Source organism: Nocardia amikacinitolerans NBRC 108937 (assembly GCF_001612615.1).
GTDB lineage: Bacteria > Actinomycetota > Actinomycetes > Mycobacteriales > Mycobacteriaceae > Nocardia > Nocardia amikacinitolerans.
In genome coordinates, this window is record NZ_BDAU01000016.1 from 25,047 (window position 1) to 37,207 (window position 12,161).

The following is a 12,161-nucleotide window of genomic DNA, read 5'->3' on the forward strand; positions in this document are numbered from 1 at the left end:
GTCACTGAATGTTGACGTCGACGCTGGCCGGCAGGTCGATGCGCATGAGCGCGTCGACCGTCTTCGGCGTCGGGTCGAGGATGTCGATGAGGCGCTTGTGCGTACGCATCTCGAAGTGTTCGCGCGAGTCCTTGTACTTGTGCGGCGAACGGATGACGCAGTACACGTTCTTCTCGGTCGGCAACGGCACCGGGCCGACCACGCGGGCCCCAGTGCGGGTCACCGTCTCCACGATCTTGCGCGCAGACGCATCGATCGCCTCGTGGTCATAGGCCTTGAGCCTGATGCGGATCTTTTGTCCCGCCACGCTAAGTGTCCTTTTCTCCGCTTTCCTTCGTGATCCGGAAGCCGGGCTTCCGTACCACCCTCATTTGCACAGCCCGAACACACGAAGACGTCTCAGCCCGAGTGGGTCAAGCCCGGAGGAGGCAGCCTGCGTAACCACGCAGGGCTCCCACTCGGGCATGATCCGACGCAGTGGAGACCACGACCGGGCACGCCCGATCCTCGCCGCTGTTCATCTGTCATGGTTCTCCGGTCCACGCGGTCGGGCGTGTCGCCTTCCCGCTTATTCCTCGGCCCGGATCGAAAACTTCATCTCAGGCTCGGAACAACGTCCCGGACGTACTCACACCGGGAACCGGTGAAGCACACGATTGGGTACTGCTCGCCTCGCCGATCACGCCCCGTTTCAACCGAAACAGGCACGACCCCGTGCAAGGCAACCCGAACAGTATGCCCGAGACCCCCAACCCACTTCAAATCGCCCCCACTGTCACCCCGATCACCCCCGCGCGGCCCCCGACTTCGCAGGTCCGCCGCACTCCACGCAGAGGTTACCGCCCTGGCGAGGCGCGCGAAGAACCTCTGGAGTACCGAACTTACTTTTGAGTAAGATAGCGCCATGAGCAAAGAGACCGCGACGTTGCGCGGGTGGAAGAAGCTGCCGGACAACCGGCTGGGGCACGCGCTGTTCTCGCTGGGGATGGTGGCGCGGGTGCCGTACTTCGGCACGGTGCTGCCCAGCGTCGTGCGGCTGGAGCCGGGGTTGTGCGAGGTGACCTCGCCGAAGTGGTTCGGCATCCACAATCACCTGGGCACCTTCCACGCCATCGCGGCGTGCAACCTGGCCGAGGTGGCGATGGGCATGCTGAGCGAGGCCACGGTGCCGACCACGCACCGGTGGATTCCCAAGGCGATGAACGTGCAGTACCTGGCCAAGGCCGAGACGAGACTGCGCGCGGTGGCGAAGCTGCCCGAGATCCCGGACTTCGCGGCGATCACCGAGGGTCGGGACCTGGTGGTGCCGGTGTCGATCTACGACAAGCACGGGCTCGAGGTCGTGCACGCCGACATCACAACTTGGGTCACGCCGAAGTAGGAACATCGGCCCGGGCGTGTTGCACTGCGGCGGCGGCAGCGGATTGAATGCGGATATGAGTGGCGGTGCGGTCCGAGCGGCCGATCTGTGCGTAGTCGGGCTCGGTCCGACCGGACGGGCACTTGCCCACCGGGCGATGCGGGCCGGGCTGCGGGTGATCGCGATCGACCCGCGACCGGAACGCCTCTTTCCGCCCACCTACTCCTGCTGGGTCGACGAACTCCCGGAGTGGTTGCCGCCCAGTGCGATCGGGGCCCGCATCGAAGCGCCGACGGTGTGGACGAAGACCGAGCACCGCATCCCGCGGCCGTACTGCGTGCTGTCCAAGCAGGGTCTGTACGACGCGCTGTCGCTCGACGACGCGGAGGTGATCGCCGCCCGCGCCACTCGCGTCGACGGGCACGAAGTGGAACTGGCCGACGGCACGGTGCTGCGGGCCGACACGGTGTTCGACACCCGCGGCCTGCCCGCGCTCGGGCAGCGCAGGGCGGCCAGCGCGCACGGCATCTTCGTCGACGCGGAGACCGCGGCGCCGATGGTCGGCGAGGGCGAGGGGCTGCTGCTGGACTGGCGTCCGGAGAACGGCGCGGGCCAGGACGCGCCGCCGTCGTTCCTCTACGCGGTGCCGATCGGCGACGGCACGGTGATCTTCGAGGAGACCAGCCTCGGCCTGCGCTGCGGCATGCCGCAGCACGTGCTCCGCGAGCGGACGCTGAACCGGCTTGCCGCCCACGGCATTCGGCTCACCGGGACGGAACCGAGCGAGGCCGCGCACTATCCGCTCGATCAGCCGCCGCCGAAAAAGGGCGTCGCGCGGGCGATTCCGTTCGGATCGCGCGGCGGCATGATGCATCCGTGCACCGGCTACAGCGTCGCCGATTCGCTCGCCCTGGTCGACACCGCGGTCACGGCGCTGACCGAGGGCCGCGACCCGATCGACGCGCTGTGGCCGTGGCGGGCGCGACTGGTCTACTGGATGCGCATGCGCGGACTGTGGGGCCTCGGCAGGCTGACCACCGACCAGTCGATCGCCATGTTCGAGGCGTTCTTCACCGAGTCCGCACGCGGCCAGCGCGCGCTGCTCACCGCGCACGACGACTACGCCGCGCTCGGCGCGGTGCTGTTCAACACCGTCGCGCACACCTGGCCGTTCCGCTGGCGCTACGACCTGGTCGGCTGGACGAACCGCGACCGCTGGGTGGGTTACGACTTCACCAGGCCGCGCGAGCCGATGATCACCGAAGTCGACTAGCGGCGGGGTCGGACCCGAGTTCCGTACGCCGCTTGTCCTCGCGCCCGCCCTGGACCCAGTGCAGCGCGCCGATCACCGCTCGCTCTCGCCGCACGCCGATCACCGCTTGCCCGGTGCCCGCGCACCACGGGCGCGTCGCATCGATCAGTCGAACGAACCCGTTCTCCGTCAAGCGGTCTCGGCTGCCCGCCGGTAACCGCGAATCGCGGGCAGCGCGAACACGGCGACCATCCCGACCGTCCACGCGATCGTCTTCAGCAGCGGTTCCGCGACCGGCCCGCCCGCCGACAGCCCGCGCATGGCATCGATGGCGGTGCTCATCGGCTGATTGCCGACCACGTCTTGCAACCAGGTCGGGTAGGCGAACACCGGGACGAAACCGGTGTTGAAGAACATCAGCAGCGTGTTGACGATCGTGATCAGGCTGACCAGCAGCACGCCCTCGGTGAGCGTCGCGAGCGCCGTGCACAGCACCGCGAAGCCGATGCCGAACAGCACCGGGATGCAGATCAGCGCCACCGCGGCGAGCGGCCCTTGGCCGAAACGGAAGCCGAGCGTCATGCCCACCGCGATCACGAACAGCGTGGTGATCAGGACGCGCACCGCCTCGGCGAGCAGCCGTCCGGTCAGGCTCGCCGCCCGGTTCATCGGCATGGTCCAGAACCTGCTCAGTAGTCCGGTGGCTTTCTCCACCTTGAAACCGAGCGCGCTCACCACCGCGCCGGACATGGCCGCCACCAGGGTGATCAGCGGGACCTGGCCGTAGATGGCGTCCATACCGGTGTTCCTGGTGATGGTCCCGCCGAGCACGACGTCGAACATCAGCAGGGTGAGCGCCGGGTAGATCAGCGTCTGAATGGTGGTCGCTGGATCGCGCATCCACCCCATCAGCAGTCGCTTGCACTGCAACAGGCTGTGCTGCGCCCAGGTGCCGATCGCCCGCTCCGAGCGCGGCGTCACCGTCGGCAGCGGCGCGAACTCCGTGCCCTTCTCGTCGGACTCCGTCGTCACCGTCATGACCGCCTCACACTCGCCCACACCGCGAACGGGGTGAACACCACCGTCAACCCGATCAGCCACAGCAGCGGCACCCACAGCACGCCCCAGCTCACCCCGTCGCCCGCCATGTCGCGCAGCGCGAAGGAGAACTGCGAGATGGGCTGGTTGCGCACGAACGGCTGGATCCACTCAGGGAAGCTGTTCTCCGGCACGAAGCCGCAGGACAGCATGCCGAAGATCAGCGTCGGCAGGGTCAGCGCCTGACTGAGTTGCTCCGGACTCTTGGTGAGGCTGCCGAGACCGTCGGCGCCGATGGCGAGCACCGTGCCGATGGCCAGGGAGAACGCGCAGAACAGCACGGCCTGGCCGAATCCGGCGCTGAATTCGAAGCCGATCAGGTACCCGAACAGAATTGCGCCGGTCAGCGAGGTGACCGAGCGGACGAGGCCCGCGCAGATCCGTGAAGTGAACGGAACGAGGGTGCCGATCGGCATGGTCTGCAGGCGGCTGCTGAGGCCGGTCCTGGCCTCGAACGCGGCGAGCTGCGCGTTGGAGAGCATGGTGAACGCCATGGTCTGCAACACGATGATCGGCATCACGAACTGCGCGTAGTCGATGCCCTGGAGCTTCATCACGAAGCGCAGCGGCAGGTAGAAGCCGAGGGTGAACACCAGCGGCGTCACGAAGGCGACGATCAGCTCGCCCTTGGTGGCCATGGTCTTCACCACGCGACCGGTCAGCGCCCGCCACTGCGCGAAGGACGACGGCCGGGCGACAGGTAGCTCGGCGAAGAGTTCGGCCTCGGCGGCCGGTTCGGTGGCGCTCGCGGTCACGAGTGACCGCCCGAATGACCGGTGAGGGAGAGGAAGACGTCGTCGAGCGAGGGCCTGCGCAACGCGATGTCGGCCAGCGTGACCCCCGCGCTGTCGAGCCTGCGCAGCGCCTCCGACAGGGTGGTCGCGCCGTGCGGGGCCGGGAACGAGAGCCGGTCGCTGCCGTCGAGTTCGGCCATGACGGCTGGGGGCACCAGGTCGCCGAGCGCGTACGCGGCGGTCAGCACCTGCTTCGTGTCGAGCGGGACCACCTCGCAGTAGCTGCCGCCGGTCTTCTCCTTGAGTTCCTCGGCGGTGCCCTCGGCGATCACCGTGCCCTTGTCGATGACGATGATGTTGTCGCTGAGCACATCGGCTTCCTCGAGGTACTGCGTGGTCAGCAGCACCGTGATGCCCTGCTCCTTGAGCACGTTCACCAGGTCCCAGACGCCTTGGCGGCTGCGCGGATCCAGACCGGTGGTCGGCTCGTCGAGGAACACCACCTCCGGACGCACGACGAGACCGCAGGCGATGTCCACCCGGCGCCGCATGCCGCCGGAGTACTGGCGCACCGCGCGCTTGCCCGCGCTCACCAGGTCGAACTCCTCGAGCAGGGTGTCGGCGCGCTTGCGGGCCGCGGACCTGCCCAGGCCCATCAGCCTGCCGAACAGTTCGAGGTTCTCGCGGCCGGAGAGGTTCTCGTCCAGCGCGGCGTACTGCCCGGTCATCATGATCGAGCGCCGCACGGCCGCCGGGTCCTCGCGCACATCGTGGCCCGCGACGACGGCGGTGCCCGAGTCGGGACGCAGCAGCGTGGAGAGGATCTTGACCGTGGTGGTCTTGCCCGCGCCGTTGGGGCCGAGGATGCCGAGCACACTCGCCTTCTCGGCGGTGAAGCTGATGCCTTGCAGTGCGTGCACGTCGCCGAACGACTTGCGGACGTCCTCGACGCGAACGGCAGGCTCCTGCTCCGTCGCTTTCGATGGACGTGCCGGCGATTCTGCTTGGTTCAAGCTCGGCATCAACTCTCCACTATCGGCCGGGGGCGGCGATCCGATCGCCGGACGCACACGAATGCGTCGGGGTGGTGATCCCTGCCGCCTGGCGTGATGTTACCGGCATCGCGCGTCCCGGAACGACTACCGCGCAGTACCCACTCGCGGACCCGGATAAGTGTGTCCTTCATCACATTTGACGCCTCGCGCGCACGCCACGCCGGATCGACGCTGGTCGAGGCGTGGCAAGGGCAGCGAAGGGGCGGTGCCGCAGCCTTGTCGGCCGGGGCCGCCCGACCATAGTCTGCTGAACGGGGGCATACACGCACTCACTCGTCTGTGGCGGGACCGCGCTGGGAGCCGGTCCGTCAGGGGTCGGCTCGATTCGGGTGGGAGCAACGCGGGTCGAGACTGCGAAGAGGTGACCATGGCCGAGTCCGCGCAGCCACGTTTGGCAGCGCATCCGGGAGGAACGGGCCGATCGAACGTGCTGATTTCCCATGATCCGCGCACCGGGGAGGTAGTCGGGAACTACGCGGTGATGGGCGGCGGCGAGCTCCATCGCACCGTGCGTGCCGCACGCGCCGCCGAAAAATGGTGGGCCGATTTGGGTTTCAGTGGCCGCAAACGCTGGCTGCTCGACTGGAAACGCAGCATCGCAAGGCGGGCAAGCGAATTGGTGGAGCTGGTCTCTCAGGAGACCGGAAAACCCGAGGCGGACGCCGCGATCGAGGTGATGCTGGCGATCGAGAATCTGGATTGGGCCGCGCGCAACGCTTCTCGCGCGCTGCGGCGGCGCAGGATCGGTTCGAGTTGGCTCAGCCGCAATCAACAGGGTTCGGTGGGTTATCTGCCGCTCGGCGTCGTCGGGGTGCTCGGACCGTGGAACAACCCGGTCTTCACGCCGATGAGCTCGATCGCCTACGCCATGGCGGCGGGCAACGCGGTGGTGTTCAAGCCGCACGAGCTGACCACCGGCGTCGGGGTGTGGCTGGCCGAGAGCTGGGCCGACCTGGCCCCGAGCCAGCCGGTGCTCCAGGTGGTGACCGGGGACGGCGGCACGTCGGCCGCGCTGTGCCGGGCCAAGCTGGACAAGATCGCCTACGCGGGCTCGGAAGCGGGTGCGCGGGAAGTGATCTCACTGTGCGCCCAGACCATGACGCCGGTCGTGGTCGAGCGCGGCGGCAAGGGCGCGATGGTGGTGCACGTCGACGCCAAGCTCGACGAGGCCGCCGAGGCCGCGGTGTTCGGTGCGATGGCCAACGCGGGTCAGAATCCCTCCGGCTTGCAGCGGGCCTACGTGGCCGATTCGGTGTACGACAACTTCCTCGAGCTGGTGGTCGAGCAGGCCCGGCGGCTGCGCCCTGGCGCGGACAAGCGCGCGTCCTACGGCCCGATGATCCTGGAAGCCCAGGTCGACGTGGTGCGCAAGCAGGTGCGCGACGCGCTCGCCAGGGGTGGTCGCGCGGTGGTCGGCGGACTGGATTCGATCCGCGAGCCGTACGTCGAGCCGATCGTGCTCGCCGAGGTGCCGGAGGAGAGCATCGCGGTCACCGGTGAGGCGATCGGACCGGTGCTCATCGTGAACCGGGTGCCGAACATCGAGGAGGCAGCCAAGCGGATCAACGCCACCGGAAACGGTGTCGCGGTGTCGGTGTTCACCAGGGACGTGCACAGCGTGGAGTCCTTCGCGGAGACGCTGCGCGTCGGCGTGGTGACGATCAATTCGACCACCGCCCACCTCGGCATCCCCGCGCTGCCCGTCGGCGGCGTCGGCGAATACGGCCAGGGCCACAGCCACGGCGACCACGGGCTGCGCGAGTTCAGCAGAACGCTGGCCGTCGCGCGCAAGCGCTACCGCGCGCCGATGAACCTGGCCACCTTCGACCGGCACCCACGCCACCTACGGATGGCCAAGGCGATGTTCCGGCTACGCCACGGCCACCGGGTCTAGCGCCCGACTGGACGGTCCCGCCGCTGATCGGTGGCGGGACACCGGTGTCGCGACGGCGGCCGGCCTCAGCCGAGCAGGACCGCTTCCATCAGCGCCGTCACCCTGGCCAGCTGGGCCGGGCGGGCGTCGAAGCGGATGAGCCTGCCGATGTCGATGACCTGGCCGATGGCGGCGTGCACGCGGAAGCGGGCCTCGACCGGGTCACCGTCGAGCAGATTCGCCCACTCGAGGACGTTCTGGCGCTGGATGGCGCGCAGCTTGTGCTGCTCGGCCTGCGGCAGGTTGCTGAACTCCGCGTAGTAGACCGGCATGATCTCCGGGGTGGAGAAGGTCAGCTTGGCGTAGCGGGCGGCGATCAGGCGCACCGCCTCCGGCCTGCTTGTCGCCTCGGCCAGCGCCTCGGTCATGGCGACCGAGACACGGTCGCCGGTCCGGTGGAACGCGGCGGCCAGCAGGTCGGACTTGCTGCTGAAGTACCGATAGACGCTGGACGCGTTGATCCCGACGGCGGCGCCGATCTCCTCGATGCTCGCCTCGTGATAGCCCTGGCGACCGAAGATCCGGATGGCCTCGGCGAGCAGCTGTTCGCGCTTGGAGGTGACCGGCAGACCGCGCGCGACGGGTCCCTGATCCGGTTGCGTCGGCGCGGGCGGCAGTTCGGCGCGCAGGACCGACCAGCACATGTCGCGCAACAGCGGAAGCAGCCGCGCGCCGGACAGCGCAGAGCGGTGCGCGGAGATGCTGGCCACCACGCTGAGTACCGAGGCGGCGAGCATCCGCAGGTCGGCCTCGGGAGCGTCCGGCCGGAGCTCGGCGATGGGCGCGGCGATGGTGTCGTTCAGATCGTCGTAGATCTTGCGGATCCTGATCCGATCTTCACGCTCCAGATAGCGGCGCTCCCACCGGTACAGGCCTGCCTCGCGCCGGATGTCGATGGTGTGTTCGGCGATCGCCTTGATCAGGCCGTCGAGCCGCGGTTCCGGGTCCAGCTCGGGATCGTCGGCGTTGCGCGCGACGGTGAGCAGATGCCGCGCGCCCTCCTCGGCGGCGGCGACGAGCAGCGCGTACTTGTTCGCGAAATGCCGGTACAGGGCGGGGCCGGAAATGCCGACGTCGGCGGCGATCTCGTCGACGCCGACCGGGTAGTACCCGCGCTCGCTGAAGGCGCGCGCGGCAGCCCTGATGATCTGCGCCTTGCGGTCCTTGGGGCGGCGGCGAACACCGGCGTTCTCCGCTCCGGCCCTTCCCCCGTTTGGTTCGGGCCGCGCGGGCGCGAGGTCTACCTCGCCGTGTTCCGCGACCATGCACCTCTCCGTTCTGGGACGGCGCCGCCTGGTTGACAGCGCCGGACAAGTCCACATAAGTTAACCACAATTCGCAAAGTTAACCACCATTCACTGCCCGGCGTCCGCCGAATCGCAGACCAGGAGCGAAAAATGAGCAATACCGATTCCGCACCCGCCGCGACGGCTCCCGCCGGCTTCACGGCGGTGCAGGACGGCAAGGTACTGCGTATCACCATCACCAAGCCCAAGCGCAAGAACGCCATCGACTACGACACGATGGTCGCGCTCGGCGACACCTTCCTGGCCGCGTCCGAGAACCGATCGGTGCGCGCGATCGTGCTGACCGGCGCGGGCGACGACTTCTGCACCGGCGCGGATCTGGCCGCGAGCCCCGGCGAGGCGCAGCGCGGCATCACCGCCGACATGGTGATGGACGCGGCCAACCGGCTGGTGCGGGCCATCGTGGACGCGCCGGTTCCGGTGGTCGCGCGGATCAAGGGCGCTGCCGCCGGTGTCGGCGTCGGCATCGCGCTGGCCGCCGACCTGGTCTACGCGAGCGAGGACTCCTACCTGCTGCTCGCGTTCATCAACATCGGCCTGATGCCCGACGGCGGCGCGGCCGCGCTGGTTGCGGCGGCCGCGGGACGCCCGCTTGCCGCGGAGATGGCGCTGCTCGGCGAGCGCCTGCCCGCGCCCGCCGCGAAGCGAGCCGGACTGTTCACCGCCGTGCTGCCCGGCGGCGAGCTCGACGCGGCGGTGGAGGCCGCGGTCGCCAAGCTCGCCACGGGCCCGCGCCGCGCGCTCGAACTCACCAAGAAGGCGCTCAACCAGGCCACGCTGACCGCGCTCGACGCGGCGCTCGCGGCCGAGAAGACCGGCCAGAGCGAGCTGCTCGCCTCCCCCGACTTCCGCGAGGGCGCCACAGCGATGCTGACCAAGCGCAAGCCGGTCTTCGCCGACTGAGCGTCGCGCGTCACCTCGAGCGCGAGCCGGACTTCGCCGGAGCGAAGGACGCGCAGCACCGCCTTCGCTCCGGCCGACGCGCACTCGTCCGCTTGCGCCCCACCCCCTCGGCGCCGCGCGATCCCGCCGCGCCGGGCACAGACCAGCGCACAGTGGGGTGCGCCGGATCGGTCGTTCGCGGGTCGCCACCCGGTAGCTCGGGACCCGCGAACACCTCCGGTCCACAGGAGTGTGATCCCGGACACTTCGCACGTACGCCGGGCGACTATGTTGATTCGCTATGGCTTACCTGGTTACCGGAGCAACTGGGTTCATCGGTCGTTTTCTGATCCCACAGCTGCTCGAGCGCGATGCGGACATCCACGTGCTGGTCCGGCCCGGTCAGCAATCGGCCGACCGGTTCGCCTGCTGCGCCAGGGAATGGGACGCGGGCGACCGGGTGCGTCCGGTCCGCGGTGACCTCGGCGCGCCGAGTCTCGGCATCGACAGCGACTGGCTGGCACAACATCGCGGCGCCATCGACCACGTCTTCCACCTGGCGGCGAGCTACGACCTGACCGAGCACGGCGCGGGCACCCGCAACGTGGTCGACGCCGCCGAGGAACTGGGAGCCGGTCTGCTGCACCATGTTTCGACCGTCGAGGTGGCCGGCTCCTACGACGGCCTGTTCACCGAGGACATGTTCGACAAGGGCCAGGCGCTGACAACGCCGTTGCAGCAGGCCAAGTTCGAGGCGGAACGCATCGTGCGGGACTCGGGTCTCGCCTGGCGGATCTACCGGCCCTCGATCGTCATCGGCCACTCCAGAACCGGCGAGATCGACCGCATCGACGGTCCCTACTACTTCTTCCGCCTGCTGCGAATGGCGGCCCAGCTGCCGCGCATTCTCCCGGTGCTGGTGCCCAAACTCGGCGAAACCAACATGGTCCCGGTGGATTTCGTGGCGCGGGCCCTCGACCACATCGCGCACCAGCCTGGCCCGGCGTCGAGCACCTACCATCTCGTCGACCCGCGCCGGATGAGCGCGGTCGAGGCGCTGAACCTGTTCGCCGACGAGGCGGGGGCGCCGCACCTGGTCGAGGTGATGCCCAAGCGCGCGATGAACATGATGCTGCGCGTGCCGGGCGCCAACTGGATGCTGCCGCGCGTCGGCGTCCCGCTCGACGTGCTCGAGCACAGCGAGTTCACCTGCTGGTTCGACGCCAAACGCGCCACCGACACGCTCGCGGGCACCGACATCAAGGTGCCGCCGCTGGCCGCGTACGCTCCGCTCATCTGGAAGTACTGGATCGAGAACTGGGTCTGATCGGCTCGCGAAAGCCGACCGCCCTGGTCACACGCGGGGTGTGACCAGGGCGGTCGGTGCGAATCGGCGTGGTCTCAGAGACCGAGGCCCTTGGCCAGCACCGGCCAGGAGCGCGGGAACTCGTCGTTCCAGTAGCCCCACGAGTGGGTGCCGGTCGGGCGGAAGTTGAAGGTCGCCGGGATACCCAGCTCGTTCAGCTTGGTCTGCAGGTTGCGCGTGCAGTAGTTGGTGCCCGCCTCGATCACGCCGCCGATCAGGACCTGGTTGGCCAGACCGTAGGCGCCGGGCAGGGCGTACTCACCGTTCAGAACGTCGTGCTCGCCGGGGATACCGGTACCGGTGGAGATGTAGAGCTCCAGACCGCGCAGGCCCTCGGCGTTCACGTACGGGTCGTTCTTGACCCACTCCTCCGAGCCCTGCGGGCCCCACATGTTCTCGGTGTTGCCGCCGCCCCAGGTCTCGACGGTGAGCTTCACGAACTCGGAGCCGACCGGGTCACTGGTCTGCGCGCAGCCGCTGTAGGCGGCGGCCGCCTTGTACAGACCCGGCTTGGCGATCGGCAGCGCGAGCACGGTGGTGCCCGAGGTGGACAGGCCCGCGATGGCGTTCACGCCGTTGGTGCCGAGCGCGCCGTCGACCAGCGGCGGCAGCTCCTCGGTGAAGAAGGTCGTCCACTTGTTGCGGCCGAGCGTCGGGTCGTCCTTGATCCAGTCGGTGTAGTAGCTCCACTTGCCACCGATCGGCTGAATCACGTTGACGTTCTTGTCCTTCAAGAAGTCCAACGCTTCGGAACGGGCCACCCAGGACGCGTCGTCCTCGCCGCCGCCCGCGCCGTTGAGCAGGTACAGGGTCGGCCGCGGCTCCGAGGCGTCGGCCGGACGCTGCACGTCGATGATGACGTTCTCGTCCATCGCGGCCGAGTACACGTGCAGCCGGATGTTGCGGGAGTCCTTGATCTCCGCCTTGACGATCTTCGAGCCGTCGGGCGAGACCGGGTTGGCCAGCAGCGCCTTCGACTCGACGATCGGGTCAGCCGTGGCCGTGGATGCGCCGAGTCCGGACATGAGTCCCGCGAACACCGCAGCAGTCGCGATCATCGCCGCGGCACGCGTGCCACGACGCCGGTTCTGTCGACGTATCAATTTCGCACCTTCACTTCGTATCGGGATCACGGATGGGCTTCCCCTGGCCGCCGGGCGTCCACGCGTTGGCG

Annotated in this window: 11 protein-coding genes; 5 read left to right on the plus strand and 6 right to left on the minus strand. The window is 68.7% G+C overall.

Annotated features, from left to right (window positions below; genetic code table 11):
- Position 1 precedes the first annotated feature (1 nt).
- Complete coding sequence (gene rpsJ / locus NAM01S_RS14825) at positions 2-307, minus strand: 30S ribosomal protein S10 (RefSeq protein WP_003938093.1); 306 nt, start codon at positions 305-307, stop codon at positions 2-4.
- 597 nt (positions 308-904) lie between these two features.
- Between rpsJ and NAM01S_RS14830 the strand changes: the two genes are divergently transcribed.
- Both NAM01S_RS14830 and NAM01S_RS14835 read left to right on the plus strand, forming a co-directional pair.
- The gene (locus NAM01S_RS14830; protein WP_067785353.1) at positions 905-1,381 is read left to right on the plus strand and encodes a hotdog fold domain-containing protein; all 477 of its coding nucleotides are present in this window, start codon (positions 905-907) and stop codon (positions 1,379-1,381) included.
- A gap of 55 nt (positions 1,382-1,436) precedes the next feature.
- Positions 1,437-2,633, plus strand: a complete 1,197-nt coding sequence (locus tag NAM01S_RS14835) for a lycopene cyclase family protein (RefSeq protein WP_067785356.1) — start codon at positions 1,437-1,439, stop codon at positions 2,631-2,633.
- 168 nt (positions 2,634-2,801) lie between these two features.
- Here NAM01S_RS14835 and NAM01S_RS14840 read toward each other — a convergent pair whose 3' ends face one another.
- From NAM01S_RS14840 to NAM01S_RS14850, 3 genes are read right to left on the minus strand one after another with little or no spacing between them, the layout of a single operon-like run.
- Positions 2,802-3,650: an ABC transporter permease gene (locus NAM01S_RS14840; RefSeq protein WP_067785478.1), complete on the minus strand. Its 849-nt coding sequence runs from the start codon at positions 3,648-3,650 to the stop codon at positions 2,802-2,804.
- Complete coding sequence (locus NAM01S_RS14845) at positions 3,647-4,465, minus strand: ABC transporter permease (RefSeq protein WP_067785359.1); 819 nt, start codon at positions 4,463-4,465, stop codon at positions 3,647-3,649. Before NAM01S_RS14845 ends, NAM01S_RS14840 begins: the two co-directional genes overlap by 4 nt.
- Positions 4,462-5,466: a daunorubicin/doxorubicin resistance ABC transporter ATP-binding protein DrrA gene (locus tag NAM01S_RS14850; protein WP_067785364.1), complete on the minus strand. Its 1,005-nt coding sequence runs from the start codon at positions 5,464-5,466 to the stop codon at positions 4,462-4,464. The genes NAM01S_RS14845 and NAM01S_RS14850 overlap by 4 nt, the downstream gene beginning before the upstream one ends.
- Positions 5,467-5,866: 400 nt before the next feature.
- Here NAM01S_RS14850 and NAM01S_RS14855 point away from each other — a divergent pair, with 400 nt between their 5' ends.
- Positions 5,867-7,393 (plus strand): aldehyde dehydrogenase family protein, encoded by a 1,527-nt coding sequence (locus NAM01S_RS14855; protein WP_084482956.1) that lies wholly within the window; start codon positions 5,867-5,869, stop codon positions 7,391-7,393.
- A gap of 65 nt (positions 7,394-7,458) precedes the next feature.
- On the opposite strand, the gene NAM01S_RS14860 is transcribed toward NAM01S_RS14855, so the two are convergent.
- A complete protein-coding gene (locus NAM01S_RS14860; protein WP_067785371.1) occupies positions 7,459-8,697 on the minus strand; it encodes a TetR/AcrR family transcriptional regulator in 1,239 nt (412 codons plus the stop codon).
- Positions 8,698-8,829: 132 nt separating this feature from the next.
- Here NAM01S_RS14860 and NAM01S_RS14865 point away from each other — a divergent pair, with 132 nt between their 5' ends.
- On the plus strand, positions 8,830-9,642 hold the full coding sequence (locus NAM01S_RS14865) for an enoyl-CoA hydratase-related protein (protein ID WP_067785374.1): 813 nt from the start codon (positions 8,830-8,832) through the stop codon (positions 9,640-9,642).
- Between the two features lie 280 nt (positions 9,643-9,922).
- Positions 9,923-10,948, plus strand: a complete 1,026-nt coding sequence (locus NAM01S_RS14870) for an SDR family oxidoreductase (protein WP_067785377.1) — start codon at positions 9,923-9,925, stop codon at positions 10,946-10,948.
- Positions 10,949-11,022: 74 nt separating this feature from the next.
- Here NAM01S_RS14870 and NAM01S_RS14875 read toward each other — a convergent pair whose 3' ends face one another.
- Positions 11,023-12,045 carry an alpha/beta hydrolase gene (locus tag NAM01S_RS14875; protein ID WP_067785380.1) on the minus strand — a complete coding sequence of 341 codons (1,023 nt, stop codon included), beginning with the start codon at positions 12,043-12,045 and terminating at the stop codon, positions 11,023-11,025.
- Between the last annotated feature and the right edge of the window lie 116 nt (positions 12,046-12,161).

Bases quoted from the DNA above. Each gene is read 5' to 3' on its own strand.
- NAM01S_RS14860 (WP_067785371.1), bottom strand. From the start codon at position 8,697: ATGGTCGCGGAACACGGCGAGGTAGACCTCGCGCCCGCGCGGCCCGAA.
- NAM01S_RS14830 (WP_067785353.1), top strand. From the start codon at position 905: ATGAGCAAAGAGACCGCGACGTTGCGCGGGTGGAAGAAGCTGCCGGAC.
- NAM01S_RS14855 (WP_084482956.1), top strand. From the start codon at position 5,867: ATGGCCGAGTCCGCGCAGCCACGTTTGGCAGCGCATCCGGGAGGAACG.
- NAM01S_RS14875 (WP_067785380.1), bottom strand. From the start codon at position 12,045: ATGATCGCGACTGCTGCGGTGTTCGCGGGACTCATGTCCGGACTCGGC.
- NAM01S_RS14865 (WP_067785374.1), top strand. From the start codon at position 8,830: ATGAGCAATACCGATTCCGCACCCGCCGCGACGGCTCCCGCCGGCTTC.
- NAM01S_RS14835 (WP_067785356.1), top strand. From the start codon at position 1,437: ATGAGTGGCGGTGCGGTCCGAGCGGCCGATCTGTGCGTAGTCGGGCTC.
- NAM01S_RS14840 (WP_067785478.1), bottom strand. From the start codon at position 3,650: ATGACGGTGACGACGGAGTCCGACGAGAAGGGCACGGAGTTCGCGCCG.
- NAM01S_RS14870 (WP_067785377.1), top strand. From the start codon at position 9,923: ATGGCTTACCTGGTTACCGGAGCAACTGGGTTCATCGGTCGTTTTCTG.
- NAM01S_RS14850 (WP_067785364.1), bottom strand. From the start codon at position 5,466: ATGCCGAGCTTGAACCAAGCAGAATCGCCGGCACGTCCATCGAAAGCG.